The 19,083-nt window shown below is 37.7% G+C and carries 16 protein-coding genes; 7 read left to right on the top strand and 9 right to left on the bottom strand.

Annotated features, from left to right (window positions below):
* Window positions 1–89 precede the first annotated feature (89 nt).
* The 6 genes from ACNI3T_RS00315 to ACNI3T_RS00290 all read right to left on the bottom strand — a co-directional run bounded on the left by ACNI3T_RS00315 (window position 90) and on the right by ACNI3T_RS00290 (window position 4,615).
* On the bottom strand, window positions 90–596 hold the full coding sequence (locus ACNI3T_RS00315) for a CAP domain-containing protein (RefSeq protein WP_418226106.1): 507 nt from the start codon (window positions 594–596) through the stop codon (window positions 90–92).
* 173 nt (window positions 597–769) lie between these two features.
* A complete protein-coding gene (locus tag ACNI3T_RS00310; RefSeq protein ID WP_418226105.1) occupies window positions 770–1,693 on the bottom strand; it encodes a ribonuclease Z in 924 nt (307 codons plus the stop codon).
* A 3-nt stretch (window positions 1,694–1,696) separates the two neighbouring features.
* Window positions 1,697–2,029: a ribonuclease Z gene (locus ACNI3T_RS00305; protein WP_418226104.1), complete on the bottom strand. Its 333-nt coding sequence runs from the start codon at window positions 2,027–2,029 to the stop codon at window positions 1,697–1,699.
* An 8-nt stretch (window positions 2,030–2,037) separates the two neighbouring features.
* Entirely contained in the window at window positions 2,038–2,970 is a 933-nt protein-coding gene (locus ACNI3T_RS00300; protein WP_418226103.1) for an aspartate carbamoyltransferase catalytic subunit, read from the bottom strand.
* Entirely contained in the window at window positions 2,963–3,517 is a 555-nt protein-coding gene (pyrR, locus tag ACNI3T_RS00295) for a bifunctional pyr operon transcriptional regulator/uracil phosphoribosyltransferase PyrR (RefSeq protein ID WP_418226102.1), read from the bottom strand. Before pyrR ends, ACNI3T_RS00300 begins: the two co-directional genes overlap by 8 nt.
* A 96-nt stretch (window positions 3,518–3,613) precedes the next feature.
* Window positions 3,614–4,615 (bottom strand): alpha/beta hydrolase, encoded by a 1,002-nt coding sequence (locus ACNI3T_RS00290; RefSeq protein ID WP_418226101.1) that lies wholly within the window; start codon window positions 4,613–4,615, stop codon window positions 3,614–3,616.
* A 290-nt stretch (window positions 4,616–4,905) separates the two neighbouring features.
* On the opposite strand from ACNI3T_RS00290, the gene ACNI3T_RS00285 reads away from it, so the two are divergent.
* The 3 genes from ACNI3T_RS00285 to ACNI3T_RS00275 all read left to right on the top strand — a co-directional run bounded on the left by ACNI3T_RS00285 (window position 4,906) and on the right by ACNI3T_RS00275 (window position 10,533).
* Window positions 4,906–7,590, top strand: a complete 2,685-nt coding sequence (locus ACNI3T_RS00285; protein WP_418226100.1) for a PAS domain S-box protein — start codon at window positions 4,906–4,908, stop codon at window positions 7,588–7,590.
* On the top strand, window positions 7,577–8,008 hold the full coding sequence (locus ACNI3T_RS00280) for a response regulator (RefSeq protein ID WP_418226099.1): 432 nt from the start codon (window positions 7,577–7,579) through the stop codon (window positions 8,006–8,008). The genes ACNI3T_RS00285 and ACNI3T_RS00280 overlap by 14 nt, the downstream gene beginning before the upstream one ends.
* A gap of 140 nt (window positions 8,009–8,148) precedes the next feature.
* The gene (locus ACNI3T_RS00275; RefSeq protein WP_418226098.1) at window positions 8,149–10,533 is read left to right on the top strand and encodes a glucosidase family protein; all 2,385 of its coding nucleotides are present in this window, start codon (window positions 8,149–8,151) and stop codon (window positions 10,531–10,533) included.
* Window positions 10,534–10,609: 76 nt separating this feature from the next.
* Here the strand turns inward: ACNI3T_RS00275 and rpsA are convergent, their stop codons facing one another.
* The 3 genes from rpsA to lon form a co-directional block, all read right to left on the bottom strand.
* Window positions 10,610–12,460 (bottom strand): 30S ribosomal protein S1, encoded by a 1,851-nt coding sequence (gene rpsA / locus ACNI3T_RS00270; protein ID WP_322302660.1) that lies wholly within the window; start codon window positions 12,458–12,460, stop codon window positions 10,610–10,612.
* A gap of 209 nt (window positions 12,461–12,669) precedes the next feature.
* Window positions 12,670–13,368 carry a (d)CMP kinase gene (gene cmk / locus ACNI3T_RS00265; protein WP_322302659.1) on the bottom strand — a complete coding sequence of 233 codons (699 nt, stop codon included), beginning with the start codon at window positions 13,366–13,368 and terminating at the stop codon, window positions 12,670–12,672.
* Between the two features lie 90 nt (window positions 13,369–13,458).
* Window positions 13,459–15,909, bottom strand: coding sequence for an endopeptidase La (lon, locus tag ACNI3T_RS00260; RefSeq protein ID WP_418226097.1), 2,451 nt, complete (start codon window positions 15,907–15,909; stop codon window positions 13,459–13,461).
* 210 nt (window positions 15,910–16,119) lie between these two features.
* Here lon and ACNI3T_RS00255 point away from each other — a divergent pair, with 210 nt between their 5' ends.
* From ACNI3T_RS00255 to ACNI3T_RS00240, 4 genes are read left to right on the top strand one after another with little or no spacing between them, the layout of a single operon-like run.
* Window positions 16,120–16,674: an RNA polymerase sigma factor gene (locus ACNI3T_RS00255; protein WP_418226096.1), complete on the top strand. Its 555-nt coding sequence runs from the start codon at window positions 16,120–16,122 to the stop codon at window positions 16,672–16,674.
* Window positions 16,664–17,212, top strand: a complete 549-nt coding sequence (locus ACNI3T_RS00250) for a DUF4179 domain-containing protein (RefSeq protein WP_418226095.1) — start codon at window positions 16,664–16,666, stop codon at window positions 17,210–17,212. Before ACNI3T_RS00255 ends, ACNI3T_RS00250 begins: the two co-directional genes overlap by 11 nt.
* Window positions 17,193–18,314, top strand: a complete 1,122-nt coding sequence (locus ACNI3T_RS00245) for a DUF4097 family beta strand repeat-containing protein (protein WP_418226094.1) — start codon at window positions 17,193–17,195, stop codon at window positions 18,312–18,314. The genes ACNI3T_RS00250 and ACNI3T_RS00245 overlap by 20 nt, the downstream gene beginning before the upstream one ends.
* Before the next feature lie 25 nt (window positions 18,315–18,339).
* Complete coding sequence (locus ACNI3T_RS00240) at window positions 18,340–19,062, top strand: head GIN domain-containing protein (protein ID WP_418226093.1); 723 nt, start codon at window positions 18,340–18,342, stop codon at window positions 19,060–19,062.
* Window positions 19,063–19,083 lie beyond the last annotated feature (21 nt).

Below are 19,083 nucleotides of genomic sequence, written 5' to 3'. Positions count from 1 at the left end.
TTATAGATGCTAAAATTTAATTGAGAAATAAAAAAAGGGAACAGCCTCTAGCCTGTTCCCTTTTAGATTTGGGGGGTGTATATATTGTACTATTTTTTTACAAATATGTTCGTGAAATAATTTTTTCCTTCCGCATCCTGTCTAACAGATATTCCAAAATGAGTATAATTTCCTTCAATATTATCCTTATGTCCTCTACTCTTTAGCCATGCATTAATCACTGCTTCAGAAGTTCTATATCCATAACCTACATTTTCTCCTACCTTACTCGCCCCTACTGCATTCATTAAATAGGAAGCTCTATCAGAAAAGTTATCATGGCTAACCGCACCTGCATCTATCATGTAGTAATTATGATCTTCAGATTCAACTGAACCTTCAGCAAGTGGCTGCAATTCACTCAACCCATTAGCTTTTCTATAAATATTAAGATCTTCTAAAATCTCAACTTCCAGTGCACTATATTCATAAGAAGCACGACTGGTTACAGTTTGATCATACCCGGTTACATCATCTTCAGAATTATCCTTGGAACAAGATGTAAGAAATAGAGTACATAAAATCAAGATTATCCCGTGTGAATAAAATTTCGTCATAATAGAGGTTCATTTAGATTGGGATGATAAATGTACATATTATATCGATGAAAAACATCTACCGCTATAATTTCCAGTAATTATATATAATATTTAACATAAACTGTAGGAATTTACGTCTAATTATCTGGATGTATGTCGATTAAAGACGTGTCTCGAAAAATAATGGAGAGTTATTCAACGGTTATTTCTTGTCCGTCGTCGCCCAAAATCACGTTTGGGAAAACAGTGATAGCTTCCTCCTTAAATTTATTAATATCTCCATAGCGAGTAGAATAGTGTCCAAGAACAAGCTTTCCTACCCGGGCAAGTTTAGCAATTTTAGCGGCTTGTTTTGCAGTGCTATGCTTCGTAGGAGCTGCGAGCGCCGCTTCGCTTTCTAGAAATGTTGATTCATGATAAAGAGCAGACACTTCCTGGATTAATGGAACTATTTCAGGATCATACACTGTATCACTGCAAAAAGCATAGGATAAAGGTGCGGCCGGATCTTCAGTGACCAAATCATTTTTTATAAGGATGCCATCTTCCGAAGTGACATCCTTGCCCTTTTTTAAACTTTTAAATAGCGTATAATGAATGTTTTTTTGCTGGGCTTCATCTAATAATAGCTTTCGATCACCTAGCTTTTCTTGAAATAGGAATCCATTGGTATAGACTCTATGTTTCAAAGGAATTGTACTTACGGTAACTTCTTCATCTTCCAAAACGACCTCTGAATGCTTAGAGCTTAGTTCATGAAAGATTAATGGGTATTTAGTCCATGCACCACTTAGTTGAAGTTGTACGGTAATAAATTTCTTAATGCCTTTGGGTCCATGAATGTGAAGTTCAGTTTCCCGGTTCAGTAAGGAAAATGTAGAGACAAGTCCTACCAGCCCAAAGACGTGATCACCGTGAAGATGGGAGATAAATACATGCTTGATCCTGGAGAACTTAATTTTATTCTTACGCAAAGCTACCTGAGTACCTTCCCCACAGTCAATTAGAAAAAGATTGCTTTTAATCTCAAGTACTTGGGAGGTTGGATTAGTGAAACTTCTGGGAGTAGCGGCATAACAGCCAAGGATCGTTATTTTTAACTGGCTGTTACCCATTCTTTAAAATCCAAGATCACGCTGGATCTCGTCCATCTGTATCATGTCCTCTGCTTCCTGCAATGTGGGAACTACGACTAATTCTTCTGGTAATTCATCAATTCCCAATGCATCATTAACAATCACAAAACTTTTGTTCGCTTCTCTATGCAAATTGGAGACTTCCAGAAAAGCCAGCAGCTGTTGATTCTCTAAATTCTTATAGTTACTTAAATCCACAACAATATTAGAAGATTCAAAATCGTGATGGTGTTTGGTTAACTCACTCGTAAAGTCTTTAAGCTCTGCATCTTCAGCAGCGATAAGTATGTAATTATCTTTCTCGGTTCTTTTCATAATTTCTTTTATTGTTTAATCTTGGATGCGAGCAAATAAATTACTGCCATTCTCACCGCAACCCCATTTTGTACCTGATCAAGTATGATCGCATGTTCAGAATCTGCCACGTCGCTAGTGATCTCCACTCCCCTATTGATTGGTCCGGGATGCATGATCACAATTTCCTTATTGAGACTATCCAGCATCTTTTTATTAAGTCCGAATTGCTTTACATATTCTCTTGTACTAGGGAAATAACTGATATCCATACGCTCATTCTGAACGCGCAGCATGTTTGCTACATCACACCAATCCAGAGCTTTTTTGAGATTAGTTTCAACCTTTACCCCCAGAGATTCAATATGTTTTGGCAGCAAGGTTTTGGGTCCACACACTTTGACTTCGGCACCTTGAAGCTTTAGTGCATAAATATTGGAAAGGGCTACCCGGCTGTGAAGAATATCTCCCACGATAACGACCTTCTTCCCGCATACATCCCCAAGCTTTTCACGAATAGAATAGGAATCTAACAAAGCCTGGGTAGGATGTTCATGTGCCCCGTCTCCAGCATTAATTATGCTGGCGTTTACATGTCGTGATAGAAATATTCCAGCTCCAGGATTTGGATGTCTCATCACGACCATATCGACCTTCATCGAAAGGATATTATTCACAGTATCGATTAGGGTTTCACCTTTTTTTACTGAAGAGGACGCTGCAGAAAAATTTATCACATCTGCGCTTAGCCTTTTTTCTGCCAGTTCAAAAGAAAGTCTGGTTCTTGTACTATTTTCAAAAAAGAGATTTGCAATGGTAATGTCTCTAAGCGATGGTACTTTTTTGATAGGTCTGTTGATCACTTCCTTAAAATGATCTGCAGTCTTAAATATTAATTCTATATCTTCCTGCTGAAGATATTTGATTCCCAGTAAGTGATCTACACTTAATTCACTACTCATGATCCAAGTCTTTTGCAATTAAATAAACCGCATCTTCTCCATCCTGTTCTTTCCAGCTTACTTTTACTTTCTCGTCATTGATCGCATCTACCTGTCTTCCTGTGTAATCTGGTTGTATTGGCAAATGCCTGCTGAAGCGCCTGTCTATCAAGCTTAACAATTCAATTTCGAGTGGTCTTCCGAAGGATTGAATAGCAGTTAGTGCCGCTCTAATGCTTCGGCCGGTGTACAGGACATCATCAATAAAAATTACATTCTTATCCTCCACTACGAAATCTATTCTGGTCTTGTTCGCTTCCAAATGTTTTTCACCTCTTCTGAAGTCATCGCGGTAAAAGGTAATATCAAGCTGACCAGTTTTCAAGTGATCCAATCCATACTCACTTTTCAGGATATTGATTATCCTTTCAGCAACGTATATTCCACGCGGTTGAATCCCTATAAGTACGGTATTTTCAAAATTTGTATGCTTTTCTACTAATTGACAGGCCAACCTGTGAAGAATGATATCAAGTTGATTTGAGTCTAAAAGAACTTTGCGGCTCATAAAACTGGTTGTAGATTGAAACAAAAGTAAGGCTTTTTTTGGATTGATCTTTTACTAAACTATAGTCTGATCGTATTATCATTTCACTGCTGAAAACTATTCATATATATTTATATCTAGTTTATTTCTCAGAAATTCTTCAATAGCTTTTTCAACGATCTCTGTATCCTTTGATTTTATATCACTCCCTACAAAATGGGTTTCTGGAGTAGCTAGCGGCTTTAAAACTACCATTGAATCTCGAGTGCTCAGTAATTTATGAATGTTTTCATAGATATCCACCTCTACATGTTCATCTTCCTGTATAAAGTTTTTATAATAGTATAAAGTTAGTACTGGACATTTCACTTTCTTAAATGTCTCCGGTATCATTGTGGTTTCGACGAGAACCTGAAGATCTACCAGAGCCCGAGATGGATATATGGTATCCCAGTATTGAGTAGCGACTTTTTGCTCATGCTCAATTTTCCTGTTATCCCCAAAGCTTATCAAGCTCGCAATCTCATAGCCCCAAGGAGTATTCAACACAAAAGTACCGGGTTGATCATCCTCAAGGTTTGGCCCCATATTTATGAGAGCATGAACATCTTCAGGAAATTCAGCAGCAAGCTTAAACGCCAAGGTCCCACCCGTAGAGGTACTCATTATAATCACCTTTTCCCCAATCTGCTTTCCAATGGCTAAAGCTTCCTTTGCAGACTGCCAGGCATTCTCTCCATTAAAATCATCCAGACTTGCCTGAGGCTCCAGTCCGTGACCTGCCCAGCGAGCATAGTAAATATTTGCATTTAATTTCTTGGCAATGTTTTTATTAACCGGATAACCATCTCTATAACTACCTGCAAAACCATGAAGATAAATGATGCTATATTCAGTTTTAACAGGTGATTTTCCAAACCATTCAATACGAGCCTGGTTATCCTTACGGGTAGGTTTTTTCGATTCTCTATCGTTAATATAAGCGTCCAGATTTTTAAGACCGGAAGCTATCTTCGGAAGCTTTAGATCATATTCTGGTTCTTCGGGAACTGGTCCGGTAAAGTAAGTGACCGCGAGAACCACCACGAGAATAAGCACAATCCAGTATCTTTTTTTCATGCTTCAATAATACTGAAATTTGAATAACCTGACTGCTCCTACCGAATCTAAATCTACTCAAATTATATATTAATTGATACCTCACAGCACTATGATATACTTTTATAATTCTGTAAGATTTACCCTCAAATAACATGCTTCAAAATGTATAAAAACATAAATATGTGTATTTTACAGATATACTTATTGTTTAAATCGAAGAAAATATCTTAATTGCAGTAAAAGATACCCCAATCTATTTTAACTAATCTCCTATGCAGAAAGTGAGAAACAGTGAAATCTCATTAATTATGAGAGATCCCCAATTTTTTGAATTTATTCAAAAATTTGGCTTGCATGGATTTTTGATATACAAGCCGGAGCAACCGAAAACTATCTGGTTTAATACTCAGATTCTGCGCAACCTTGGATTTGCCGCCCCTATACATATCCTTGAAAAGAAAAATATTGAAGATCTTCTCGAATTGTCCAGCTGGAACAAACTACTTTTTAATATTCCGAAGAGTGATGATAAGTCTGGCCATATTAAGCTTAAAACTTCCAAGGGACACTTCTGTAAGTTTATTTATAAGGTAATTCAGTCTCCAGACCATTCATTAATATTCGCTCTGGAAGAACAGAAGCAGAATGTTATTCAGCAATTATCCAGCAGTATCGTTGGAGGAATTAGCAGTGAGGAAATTAGCCAGATGAAAAAAAGGTTTGAACTCAAAAGGTTATTTATAGAACAGGCTCCCTCTGCAATTGCAATGTTTGACAACAATCTGAAATATATAGCAGTTTCAAAAAGATGGCTAAAAGATTATAATATTGAACATATCGATGTGGTGGGAAAATCACATTATGAGATCTTTCCTGAAATTGGGGAAGACTGGAAACAAATCCATAAGGAATGCCTTAGCGGGGCTATACATAGTAAAGATGAAGAATGTTTTGTACGTGCCGATGGTTCGAAGAACTGGATTACGTGGGAAGTACGGCCATGGTACAATTCTGAAAACGAAATTGGAGGTATTATTATGCATACTGCAGATATTACTGAAATTAAAAATAGCCAGGCTGAAAACCACCGCAAGCAAGAACTAATGGAGAAGGTTCTGGAAAGTGTTGATGTAGGTATCGTAGCTTGTGATGCTAAAGGCAAACTCACGTTATTTAATCAAGCTACGAAAAACTGGCATGGTTTACCTGCTAAGCCGGTTCCCGTCGAAGAGCTTTCCAAACACTATGGTTTATACAACGCAGATGGCAGCAAAGCACTGGAAGAGCACGAGATTCCATTGATCAAAACTCTCAGTAAAGGTCCTATCAATAATGAAATCATGAAGATCCGGCCAGTTTCTGGGGAAGAGGTTACAGTATCTGTAAACGGTGTTCAGCTTTTCGATCAGGATGGTAAACTTGACGGAGCGGTAGTAGCTATGCACAATATTAATCACAGGCTAACTGCAGAAAAGAAATTGCGTATTAGTGAGCAGACATTTCGGGGCAGTTTTGAGCATGCCGCCATTGGAATGGCAATTCTGAATATTAGTGGGAAATGGCTTAGTGTAAATAAGAGTCTTTGCGATATTATAGGTTATACTGAAGAAGAGCTCAGAAAACTAACATTTCAGGATATTACCCATCCGGATGATTTGAATACCGATTTAAGTTTACTTAATGAGCTGGTTGCCGGGGAACGAGAATTTTATCACATGGAAAAAAGATATTTCCATAAGAACGGATCGATCGTATTCATCAAACTTGCCGTATCACTGGTTCGGGATAATAAAGGCAGACCACTACATTTTGTTTCTCAAATTACAGATATAACTAAAGAAAAGATCGCTTCAGAAAAGCTGAGACAAACATTAAACAAACTGGAAGGTATTTTTAATGCGAGCACCCACGTTAGTATCATTTCAACAGATTCTGAAGGGCGCATAGAATCTTTCAACAAAGGAGCTGAGAGAATGCTTGGATACACCCAGACTGAAGTTTCCCAGCAATTGAATATTACTTCAATTCATGTTTCTAACGAACTTGAATCTTTCTCCAATAATCTATTCAATGATCATGAGAACTATGATCTCCCTGAGTTTTTGAAAAAGATTTCAAATAGTAAAAAGCTCAAAAATAAGGACTGGACCTATGTTCGAAAAGATGGTACAGAATTTCCTGTGCAACTGGCAATTACTTCAATTTTAGAAAACGGTGAGAATACAGGATACCTTTTTATGGCTATCGACATTACGAACTTGAAGATGGTAGAAGAAGAACTTTCCAGCGTGATGAACATCACCCAGGAGCAGAATGCAAGACTCAAAAACTTCGCGCATATAGTTTCTCATAATCTAAGATCTCATTCCAGTAACATCGGGATGCTCCTGGATCTTGCGATGCGTGATTATCCAGAATTGACAGAGAATGAGATATGCACTCATCTCAATAACGCATCTGCAAATCTTACAGAAACTATTGAACATCTTAACGAAGTTACCCTTATCAATACCGCAGTTGAAGAGAATTTAGATGCTGTAAATCTTTACAAAAGTGCAGAAAATATCAAACATTCAATTTCAGCCATTGCACTGAGAGAAATGGTTGATATTCAAAACATCATTCCAGATGATATTTATGTATTAGGAGTTCCGGCATATATAGATAGCATACTTCTAAACTTTATGACCAATGCTTTAAAATACAGCTCTTTAGAAAAAGATTCTTTTGTAAAATTAAGCGCGAAAAGATTAGACGATGGATATGTTCGAATTGAAATTGAAGATAATGGCCTTGGTATAGACCTTAAAAAACACGGAAGAAAACTTTTTGGAATGTACAAAACATTCCACGATCACAAAGATTCCAGAGGAATTGGTTTATTCATTACCAAAAATCAAATTGAAGCCCTTCAAGGTAAAGTTCAGGTTGATAGTGCACCTGGACATGGAACGACCTTCTCAATTTATTTAAAGAATTATGAAAAAAGTTGATATAGCCTGTATTATAGATGACGATCCAATTTTTATCTATGGCACAAAAAGGATCATGGAAATGGCAAATTTTGCCGAGAGTATTATGGTATTTAAAAATGGTGAAGAAGCAATTACCAAATTACGGCCTATCATGATATCTAATAAATCAGTTCCGGATGTTATATTACTGGACCTGAATATGCCAATTATGGATGGATGGCAATTCCTGGATGAGTTCATAACAATACCAAGTTCAAAAAAGGTCATTATATATATAGTAACTTCTTCAGTAGATCCAGATGATGTAGAAAGGGCAAAGAGTTATGGTGAAGTAGATAATTATCTTATTAAACCTATCAAAGCAGATCAACTTATGGATTTAATGAATAACTTTCAGAAGAATATATTCTCAACAGAAAATAGTTCAGAAAAGTAATTTTACAGAAGAACTAACAGCTTCCTGAACATTCGATCAGAAATTTCGTCCGGTAACTCGCAATTTTTATATTCAGATTAGGTCATAAGATGACTCACTTGCGAATTTGTCCTTAAATTAAGATGATAAATAATATTGTTATGTCCAATATGATTGACAAAATTTCATTTCTAACTATAATCTTTCTCTCCAATTTTGTGATATCTCAGAATGAAGTAAGGATAAAAGATCATTTAAAAGAATCAACTCATATAAATGGTAAAGAATCCTATCTAAATTCACCGTTTGTTACCTCAGGAAGAAGAACATATATGGTTGGCTATCAAGATGGCTCATTTCCTGAAATAGGATGGCATATTAACGGAGAGATGGGTGGAATCTGGAATCATCCTATCAAACTTTTTGACGGTGTCTCAGCAGAGATTATAATAGAACAGGACAGCCTGGAATTAAATAATGCAGCACTATTTACTAACTATCCATATGCCAGCCTGCATTCTTTCAATTTTGCGCAAAAACAAATTGAAATAGAACGATGGCAATTTGTATCTGACACAACACAAAGTCTGGCCATTCAGTTCATTCTTAAAAATACAGGATCTGAATCGAGAAACTTAAAATTTAATTTCAGTGCATATTCAGATCTCAGACCAACCTGGCTGGGAGAAAGAACTAATATGGTGGATTCACCAGATCATGCTGTATACCACGGTGATCATGACTACTGGATTATTAATGATAGTATAAACCCGTGGAGTGCGGTCTTTAAAGCTGATAGAAAATCAGACTATCACCAAAATGTCCCTAAGAAGTATCGTGGCATGGGGACAGGAACACTTCTTGGCTATGATCTGTCTATAGAGCCTGGGGAGACTGAAATGATCACTTTTTTTCTTGCCGGATCATATACTTCCGTTTCAAACTCTCTCAAGGATCTTAACCATATAAAAGATAATCTGAAGAGTGAGATCACCTATAAAAAGGAGAAATACAAGCAGATTGCACAAAATTCAAAGTTAACTATTCCAGATAAAAATATACAGCAAACATTTGAATGGTTGAAGTACAACTGTGAATGGCTTGTACAGACTGTTCCTGAAATTGGAACTGGTATAACCGCTGGTATACCAGACTACCCCTGGTGGTTTGGAGTAGATAGTGAATACGCATTGAGAGGATATATGGCGGTTGGCCAGACCGAAGCGGTCGATAAAACCATCAAATTACTAGATAGCGTATCTATGGCGATTAATTCAAACGGCCGTATTATCCACGAAATGTCCACAAATGGGGCTGTTTTTAATAATGGAAATATTAATGAAACCCCACAGTTCGCTTCGTTGATCTGGGAGATCTATAAATGGAACGGTAACCATAGCTTCATCAATAAATATTTTCCCACCATTAAGAAAGGTCTGAACTGGTTGATGAACGAAAACGATGTCAATAAGAATCTTTTTCCGGATGGCTTTGGAATGATGGAAATTCATGGACTGGATAGTGAAATGATCGATGTTGCTTCTTATACCCAGAAAGGATTCGAGGATGCTTCTCTAATCGCTAAAGTATTGAATCAGGATGCTTTAACTGAAGATTACAAACGTATTTCCGAAAGTTTAAAACGCAAGATCAATTCCGATTTCTGGTCTGAAGAATTTCAATCTTTCGCAGATTTCATTGGTACTGACTCCCAGGCTTTGAGCTTAATTGATGATGCGATCGTAAGAGCCGATACCTTAAATAAACCCTGGTCTGTATCAGAATTGAAGAAAACAAAGGCTTATATCCAGAATAATCCCTCTGCCGAGTCGCGCCCTTTCGTTCTACACCATAATTGGGTGGTAAATGCTCCAATGGAAATGAAGATAGCAGATTCTTCCAAAGCTATTAAAGCCCTAAAGACAGCTGAAATTTACACGAATCCATTTGGGGTATTTGTTACAGGGATAGACCGCGATAAATCATCAGATACAGGAAATGAAAGTTTCAAAGGAAGTAAAAGTTTTTCCTATACAGGGGCTGTAATGACACTTCCAACCGGAGTTCAGGCAATTGCTGAAAACAATTATGGCCGGCCTGATGAAGCATTGAATTATCTTAAGAAAATGACCCGTTCGTTCAGCCATGCCTTCCCTGGAAGTATGTACGAAGTAAGTCCGGATTATGGGATGATCACTCAGGCATGGACCATTTACAGCTATGCAATTCCAATTATTCAGCAATTCTTTGGGATTGATCCAATGGCTTCCGAAAAACTTGTAACGATCAAACCACAAATGCCAGGAGAGTGGGAAAATGCTTCTCTGGAAAATGTAAAAATAGCGCAAAACTCACTTTCGATCCATTACTCGAAATTGAATGATAAAGTTTCTTTTAAAATTAGTCAGCTTCAGCCAGAATGGAAGGTTAGAATCATCTTACCTGAAGGCAATTATCAAGTGAGTGGAGAAATTTTAGCTCAGGAAGATAAAGGCAGTTCATCTTTTCTATTAACCGGAAATGAAGCGGAAATAATATCCAATTAAGAACGGATAATATGAATAAAAAAAACCTCCTTAGCGAACTAAGGAGGTTTTTATATTTAATGTCTGAGAGAGTTAATTAGCTCTTCCCTTCCATCTTGTCTTTCAACGCTTGAAGATCAGCATTAACATCACCAATTGTAGTGGCGTTGTCCTTGTTTTGCGAAGCTGATTTCTTAGCAGCCTGCTTAACGATTTTTTGCTCTTCTTCTTTGTGAATTACCATATGAGAAGCTACTACTCTTTTGAATTCTTTATTGAATTCAATGATCTGGAATTCTGCTTCTTCACCTTTCTTAAGTTTAGAACCATCTTCTTTCTCCAGATGTCTCTGTGGAACGAATGCAGTGATATCCTCATTGAAGTCGATAGTTGCACCTTTGTCTACGATCTCAGTGATCTCAGCAGTATGTTTTGTTCCAACTCCAAAGTCGGCTTCATACTTATCCCAAGGGTTATCTTCGATCTGCTTGTGACCAAGACTAAGTTTTCTACCATCAACATCCAGTTCAAGAACTACAACTTCAAGCTTATCACCTACGTTTGTAAACTCAGATGGGTGCTTGATCTTCTTAGTCCATGAAAGGTCAGAGATATAAATAAGACCATCGATTCCTTCTTCTAACTCAACGAATACTCCGAAGTTAGTGAAGTTACGAACGATACCTTCATGTCTTGACCCAACCGGATATTTAGTAGTGATATCAGTCCATGGATCCTGGCTCAATTGCTTGATACCAAGAGACATTTTTCTGTCTTCTCTATCTAAAGTAAGGATTTGAGCATCAACCTCATCACCAACATTTACGAAATCCTGAGCTGATCGCAAGTGCGTGCTCCAAGACATTTCAGAAACGTGGATAAGACCTTCAACACCTTCAGCAACTTCGATAAATGCACCGTAATCTGCGATTACAACTACTTTACCTTTTACATTGTCACCAACCTTAAGATCTTCGCTAAGCGCATCCCATGGGTGCTGGCTAAGTTGTTTAAGACCTAACTGAATTCTAGACTTAGACTCATCAAAATCAAGAATTACAACGTTAAGTTTTTGATCTAGTTCAACGATCTCATTTGGATGGTTGATTCTAGACCAGCTAAGGTCTGTAATGTGAACAAGTCCATCAACACCTCCAAGGTCAACGAATACACCGTAAGAAGTAATATTCTTAACAGTACCTTCAAGTACCTGACCTTTTTCAAGCTGTCCAATGATCTCTTTCTTCTGCTCTTCGATATCTGCTTCGATAAGCGCTTTGTGAGAAACAACAACGTTTTTAAATTCGTGGTTGATCTTTACAACTTTGAATTCCATGTTCTTACCAACGTAAGCATCGTAATCACGAATTGGCTTCACATCGATTTGCGATCCTGGAAGGAAGGCTTCGATACCAAATACGTCTACGATCATACCACCTTTGGTACGACACTTAATGAATCCATTTACAACAAGACTTTCATCATGTGCTGTATTTACTCTTTCCCATGCCTTGATCACTCTCGCCTTACGGTGAGAAAGGATCAACTGACCTGTAGAATCTTCACGAACGTCAATAAGTACTTCAACTTCATCACCTTCTTTAAGGTCTGGGTTGTAACGAAATTCGTTTAGAGAAATAACACCTTCACTCTTTGCATTGATATCAATGATTGCATCACGATCTGTAATATTAATTACTTTTCCTGTTACAACCTCGTCATCTAAAGTGTCAACGAAATTTTCAGCTACTAGTTTTTCGAATTCTTCCAGCTTCTTATCGTCGATAGGATCAATTCCTTCTTCGTAATTGTGCCAGTTAAATTCTTCTAGAAATTTCTCAGGGTTTGCCTGTTGCGTTTCTGCGTCAGGTTGAGACTCATTTGCCATTCCGGCAACATCTTGTACTTCGATTTCCTGAGATTCTTTGTTTGTGTTTTCTTCAGCCATTACTGACTCCTAAATTTGTATTCTGTGTTTCTTCGGAAATCTTTCAGCAAAACAGAAACTACAGAAGTTGTTTATAGTTTTGATTTTCAACCCTTTTTGGATTCCCGGTATTCTGCCAAAAAAGGAGTGCAAAAATACATAACTAAATAAAAATCCGCAACTAATACTTAGATTAATTGCGGAGGTTTTATTCTTTATAAATCAAGTGACTAGCTCACCTCATCAATTCGTTTATTAGCGATCTCTAAGATCTTATCAAATTGCTCTTCCAGGTCCATTTCAGAATTATCAAATTCCACGGCGTCTTCAGCCTGGATTAGCGGCGAATCTTCCCGCGTTGAATCCATAAAATCACGATCCTTCACATTTTTCAAAACCGCGTCAAATTCCACCTCATCACCTCTTTCAATAAGCTCATCGTATCTTCGTTGGGCTCTTTTTTCAGTAGAAGCTGTCATAAAGATCTTTAGCTCAGCATCTGGAAAAACTACGGTCCCTATGTCGCGCCCATCCATGACAACACCTTTCTCTTTTCCCATCTCCTGCTGCTGGTCTACAAGCATTTTTCGAACATCTGTAACAGCTGCAACCTTACTCACCTGTTCCGAAACTTCCATGTATCGAATTTCTTTCTCAACATTTTCACCATTCAGATACATTTCACCAAAGCCTTTTTCTTCATTGAAAATGAATTTTAAACTAACAAAAGGCAAATGCCTGATGATCGCTTCTTCATCGAAGTTAGTATCTGAAACAAATAGCTTTCGCATCATATACAAAGTCACCGCGCGATACATGGCGCCGGTATCGACGTATACATAATTCAATTTTTTAGCCAGTCCTTTTGCAACAGTGCTTTTGCCCGTTGAAGAAAAGCCGTCGATGGCGATCGTTATTTTCTTACTCATATTCTCTAAACTTCTAATTACAAAGGTAAATTTTTAAACTTTTTACTAGGTATATATCCAAAAGAAAAGCCCCTTTCGGGGCTTCTTAGTTTATAATTTCTTAGCGTTCCTTACCGCCTGCTTGGTAATGGCAATATCTATGACATCGCTCATATCCCTTACATAATGAAAGGTTAGACCCTTTAAATATTCGTCCTTAATCTCCTCGATATCTCGCTTATTTTCTTCGCAAAGGATCAATTCCTTAATACGGGCTCTTTTGGCCGCCAAAATCTTTTCCTTAATTCCGCCAACAGGTAGAACCTTTCCTCGTAAAGTGATCTCGCCGGTCATGGCAATACTCTTTTTAACTTTCTTCTGAGTAAATAGGGATACAAGAGAGGTAAGCATGGTGATACCTGCACTAGGACCATCCTTAGGGGTTGCCCCTTCTGGGACGTGTATGTGTACATTATACTTCTCAAAAATTGAGGCATCGATTCCGAGATCATCTGCATTCGCTTTGATATATTCCATAGCGATAGTGGCCGACTCCTTCATTACTTTCCCGAGATTTCCGGTAATACTAAGATTCCCCTTACCTTTAGAAAGAATAGATTCGATAAACAAAATATCACCACCCACCTGAGTCCAGGCAAGTCCGGTAACTACACCAGCAACATCATTGTTCTCGTATTTATCACGCTCCATTTTAGGACTTCCAAGAATTTCAATAATATCTTCTTCGTTTAATTTGATATTATATTCATCTTCCATTGCAATATTCTTGGCTGCATATCTAACCACTTTGGCTATTTGCTTCTCCAGAGATCTCACTCCAGATTCCCGGGTATAACCTTCAACAATTTTCTCAAGTTGCTTTTTACCTACTTTAAGATGTTCTGCAGTCAGACCGTGTTCTTCTAATTGCTTCGGAAGTAAATGTCTTTTTGCGATCTCTACTTTCTCCTCAATCGTATAACCTGTCACATTGATAATCTCCATTCGGTCTCTTAGTGCTGGCTGAATAGTATTCAATGAATTACAGGTAGCTATGAACATCACCTTGGATAGATCAAATCCCATCTCGAGAAAGTTGTCATGAAATTCTGAATTCTGCTCAGGATCCAGTACTTCGAGTAATGCTGAAGAAGGGTCTCCAGCATTTCCCATACTTAATTTGTCGATCTCATCCAGAACAAAAACAGGATTGCTGGTTCCGGCCTTTTTTAAACTCTGAATAATTCGACCTGGCATGGCACCAATGTATGTTTTTCTATGTCCGCGTATCTCTGCTTCATCTCTCAATCCACCCAGGGAAATCCTCACATATTCTCTACCAAGTGCTTCTGCTACCGACTTTCCAAGAGAAGTTTTACCAACTCCGGGAGGCCCATATAGACAAAGAATTGGAGACTTCATATCGTTTCGCAGCTTTAAAACTGCAAGATATTCTATGATCCTTCTTTTCACATCATCAAGACCATAATGATCACGATCAAGAATTTTCTTAGCTCTTTTCAGATCAAATTTATCTTTACTGAACTCGTTCCATGGAAGATCCAGGAACAGGTCCAGGTAATTTCGTTGTATGGAATATTCTGCAACCTGCGGATTCATACGTTGCATCTTGGAAAGTTCTTTCTCAAAATGATTCTGAACATCCTCGTCCCATTGCTTGTCTTTTGCGCGATCACGCATTTCCACAATTTCACCTTCATGAGAAACACCACCAAGTTCTTCCTGAATGGTCTTCATTTGCTGGTGTAGGAAATATTCTCTTTGCTGCTGGCTCATATCACTTTGAACCTTGCTCTGAATATCATTTTTAAGTTCCAGTTTCTGGTTCTCAGTATTCATATGCTTCAGCGTGGAAAGTGCTCTTTCTTTAAGATCGTTCATCTCCAGTAACTTCTGCTTTTCAGAAACAGATAGAGACATATTAGAAGAAACAAAGTTGATGAGGAAAGAATTACTTTCTATGTTCTTGATCGCAAAGGAAGCTTCCGAAGGAATATTAGGACTCCCTTTGATAATTTGAAGCGCAAGATCCTTGATAGATTCTATGATTGCTCCAAATTCAGCATTATCCTGCTCAGGACGATTATCAGGAACCTCAGCGACGGTAGCATTCATATAAGGTTCTTCGGTCACGACCTGGGTGATCTGGAAGCGCTTTTTACCCTGGATAATTACTGTTGTATTACCATCAGGCATTTTCAACACTCGAAGAATACGGGCAACTACTCCAACCTTATTAATATCCTTTGAGGTTGGATTCTCTACTTCCTCGTCCTTCTGAGAAACAACGCCAATGATCTTACTTCCATTATTCGCTTCATTAATAAGCTTAATAGAAGCATCTCTACCCGCCGTAATAGGAATTACAACTCCTGGAAATAGAACCGTATTTCTAAGAGGTAGAATTGGTAAGGTTTCCGGAAGATTTTCTTTATTGATTTCTTCTTCATCTTCAGGTGTCATTAAAGGAATCAATTCTGCATCTTCATCTATTCCCTGAAATGACAAACTGTCAATATTCGTAAACTTTGTTTTAGCCATAATTGTATTTAAGTCAAACTGTCACCAGATTAAATTTCAGTAATTTGGTAACGTTCGTTAAAAGCCTTGAAATGCAACGCATTGGGGCTTTCTATAGTTTTGCAATATCAAATATTCAATTCCTATGCCACGCCTTATTTATAAATTTATTTTCAGAAAGTGTAACAATCTTCAAATAGTTCCATCTTTAGTATAGAAACCAGACATTAATTGACACCAACCATCACACATATTAATGATCTTGTTGCCCGTTGCCGTAAAGGAGAACAACGTGCGCAGATGGAAATCTATGACCGGTATTACAAAGCAATGTACAACACCGCGTATAGGATTACAGGACGTTCTGCTGAAGCTGAAGATATTATGCAGGAATCATTTTTAAAGGCCTTTACGAGAATAGATAGTTTTAACGAGGATGCCACCTTTGGAGCATGGCTGAAACGTATCGTAATTAATCAAAGTATCACTGCTTTAAACAGATCCAAAAAGCTGGCGGAGGTTTCTTATAATGATGAGCTGAGAAATGAAGAGGACTCTTGTGGTTTGGTAATCGATGATTATACCAATGATAAAGTGAAATTAGTGCTTAACGCATTAAAGAATTTGAAGGAGAACTACAGAGTTTGTCTAACGCTACATCTTATTGAAGGTTATGATCATGAAGAAATTGGTGGGATTATGAAAATCTCCTACGGAAATTGTAGAACGATGATTTCCAGAGCTAAAGAAAGTTTAAGAAAAAAATTGCAGCAATATGAAAGATAATGAATTTGAAGAATTCTTCGAGTCTGCAAATTTTGACATCGAAGAACCGCAAACAGATCATCGCGAAAAGTTTGCCCGTAAGTTGGAAAAAACTAAAAAGTCAGAAAAAGCTGGAAGCAACTCAGGAAATATCTGGACTGGATTATTAAGTATCGCTGCCGTGTTGGCGTTAGTGCTGTTATTATCCAATAATTTTAACCAGGAAAACCAATCAGATCTGGCAAGTATTTCTCCTGAAATGAAGCAGACTCAGCAATTTTATTCAGGATTAATTGAAAAAGAACTCATCGCTCTAAATGCTGAAGCCACTCCTGAAACTCAGGCGATCATCAAGGATGCCCTTCAGCAATTAAAAAAACTGGAAAATCGATATAAAAGAATGGAGAATGACCTTCTAGAAAGTGGAAATGATAAGAGAGTTATACACGCTATGATTCAAAATTTCCAGCAGCGTATAGATCTACTTAGCCAAGTTTTAGAACAAGTTGAAAACATCAAATCATTAAACAATCAAAATTATGAAAGCAATACTATCTAGCATCCTATTCCTCATGGTGCTTGTTACCAACATGTACCCTGAAAGCAAATGTACAGAGCCCGAAGTTACGACTGAAGCTACTGTAAATGAAGAAGCCAAACACACCAGAAAAAAGACAATAAGGAAGGAATTTGACGTAAAGACGAATGGTGATCTCAATATTAACAATAGTTATGGGAACATCGATATTGTGACCTGGAAAGAAGATCGGGTTCTTATTGAGGTTACCATCAAAACCAATGGGAACGATGAGGATGATGTGGAAGACAAGCTAGATGATATACGAGTGGAATTTGAACAGAATTCTTCAGGAGTGACGGCAACTACCAAATTCTCTAAGGAAAACAGGTCCTGGTGGAAGAATATCTTTGATGGATTCGACAATGTGAACATGGAAGTGGATTACGTAATTCGCGCCCCAGAGAACAACAATCTTACTCTCGATAATAATTACGGCGGAATCTACATTGACAAAACTTTTGGGAATACTGATATCAATTGTGACTACGGAAAGATAGATGTAGGCGAGTTAAATGGTCGCTCTAATATTCTGAATTTTGATTATAGCAGAAGTAGCCGAATAGGTTTTGTCACCAATGCTGAAATTGATGCTGACTATTCAGACTATGAAATTGGAGAAGCCGAAGAATTACTGGTAAATGCAGATTATACCAAATCCCGAATTCGCAAAGTAACCAAACTTGATTTCAACTGTGATTATGGAAGTATTGAGATCAACAAAGTAAAGGTACTCATTGGGAATGGGGATTACTTAACAACCAAAGTAGACAGGATATTCACTTCTGCAGACATCAATCTTGATTATGGATCTTTGCATATCGAAAAAATAGTAAACGGTACCAAATCTGTAAATATTGACACCGATTATGCTGGTGTGCATCTGGGATACGATCGTGAAATGGCATTCAGTTTTGACGTAAAGACCAGTTATGGCGGCATTAATGGAACAGATGGTCTGGATGTTCACCGTACCAATGAAAAAAACACTAGTAAATCCATCTCTGGAAACTATGGTTCTGGTTCTGGAGCATGGATCGATATCTCCACCAGTTATGGAAGTGTAAAATTTAGCAAAGAATAATTAATCATCAATTAAAATAACTATTATGAAAAAAGCACTATTACTATCGGCCTTCTTCCTTCTTGCCTTCACCTCTGCCCACGCACAATGGGGCAGTAAAAAAATTCGTGGAAACGGAGATATGGTGACGGAAAGCAGGAATACTTCAGATTATGAAAAAATTCATGTGGTTGGATCCATGAACGTAAAATTAGTTTCGGGAACTGAAGGAAATATCAAAGTTGCTGCAGAAAGTAATCTTCAGGAATATATACTTACGGAAGTAAAAAATGGAACGCTTAAAATTTCTACGGAAAAAGGCGTTAACCTTCAGACTAGAAAAGATCTGCTCATTACTGTTCCCGTAAAGAGTGTGAATGACATTTCGCTTACTGGAAGCGGGGATATCTGGACACAGGATCAACTTTCAGAAGAAAGATTGAGCGTGAGTGTTACAGGTTCTGGAGATATGGTTCTGGATATACAGACAAATTTTTTAAAAGGTCATGTAACCGGGTCGGGTGACATAAAGATCAAAGGTAGTAGTGACAATTTTGAATGTAACGTAACGGGAAGCGGTGATTTTGACGCATTCGATCTAAGAGCAAAAAATGTGGAAGCAAGAGTTTCCGGTTCCGGAGATGTTATGGTTTACGCTTCTTCAAGTTTGAAAGCAAACGTGAGTGGCTCAGGAGATATCGTTTATAAAGGTTATCCGGAAAAACAAAGTTTTAAAACGAATGGTTCCGGAAGTGTTTCCAGCTACTAAAAAGTATTAAAATTGCTGTAA

This window comes from Christiangramia qingdaonensis (assembly GCF_048381525.1).
Classification (GTDB): domain Bacteria; phylum Bacteroidota; class Bacteroidia; order Flavobacteriales; family Flavobacteriaceae; genus Christiangramia.
The sequence above is the reverse complement of the archived record's forward strand: the minus strand, read 5'-3'. Positions and strand labels throughout refer to the sequence as shown.

What these genes read in the sequence shown, in the direction of transcription:
- ACNI3T_RS00315 (WP_418226106.1), bottom strand. Translation starts at nt 596, where the DNA reads ATGACGAAATTTTATTCACACGGGATAATCTTGATTTTATGTACTCTA.
- ACNI3T_RS00310 (WP_418226105.1), bottom strand. Translation starts at nt 1,693, where the DNA reads ATGGGTAACAGCCAGTTAAAAATAACGATCCTTGGCTGTTATGCCGCT.
- ACNI3T_RS00305 (WP_418226104.1), bottom strand. Translation starts at nt 2,029, where the DNA reads ATGAAAAGAACCGAGAAAGATAATTACATACTTATCGCTGCTGAAGAT.
- ACNI3T_RS00300 (WP_418226103.1), bottom strand. Translation starts at nt 2,970, where the DNA reads ATGAGTAGTGAATTAAGTGTAGATCACTTACTGGGAATCAAATATCTT.
- pyrR (WP_418226102.1), bottom strand. Translation starts at nt 3,517, where the DNA reads ATGAGCCGCAAAGTTCTTTTAGACTCAAATCAACTTGATATCATTCTT.
- ACNI3T_RS00290 (WP_418226101.1), bottom strand. Translation starts at nt 4,615, where the DNA reads ATGAAAAAAAGATACTGGATTGTGCTTATTCTCGTGGTGGTTCTCGCG.
- ACNI3T_RS00285 (WP_418226100.1), top strand. Translation starts at nt 4,906, where the DNA reads ATGAGAGATCCCCAATTTTTTGAATTTATTCAAAAATTTGGCTTGCAT.
- ACNI3T_RS00280 (WP_418226099.1), top strand. Translation starts at nt 7,577, where the DNA reads ATGAAAAAAGTTGATATAGCCTGTATTATAGATGACGATCCAATTTTT.
- ACNI3T_RS00275 (WP_418226098.1), top strand. Translation starts at nt 8,149, where the DNA reads ATGTCCAATATGATTGACAAAATTTCATTTCTAACTATAATCTTTCTC.
- rpsA (WP_322302660.1), bottom strand. Translation starts at nt 12,460, where the DNA reads ATGGCTGAAGAAAACACAAACAAAGAATCTCAGGAAATCGAAGTACAA.
- cmk (WP_322302659.1), bottom strand. Translation starts at nt 13,368, where the DNA reads ATGAGTAAGAAAATAACGATCGCCATCGACGGCTTTTCTTCAACGGGC.
- lon (WP_418226097.1), bottom strand. Translation starts at nt 15,909, where the DNA reads ATGGCTAAAACAAAGTTTACGAATATTGACAGTTTGTCATTTCAGGGA.
- ACNI3T_RS00250 (WP_418226095.1), top strand. Translation starts at nt 16,664, where the DNA reads ATGAAAGATAATGAATTTGAAGAATTCTTCGAGTCTGCAAATTTTGAC.
- ACNI3T_RS00245 (WP_418226094.1), top strand. Translation starts at nt 17,193, where the DNA reads ATGAAAGCAATACTATCTAGCATCCTATTCCTCATGGTGCTTGTTACC.
- ACNI3T_RS00240 (WP_418226093.1), top strand. Translation starts at nt 18,340, where the DNA reads ATGAAAAAAGCACTATTACTATCGGCCTTCTTCCTTCTTGCCTTCACC.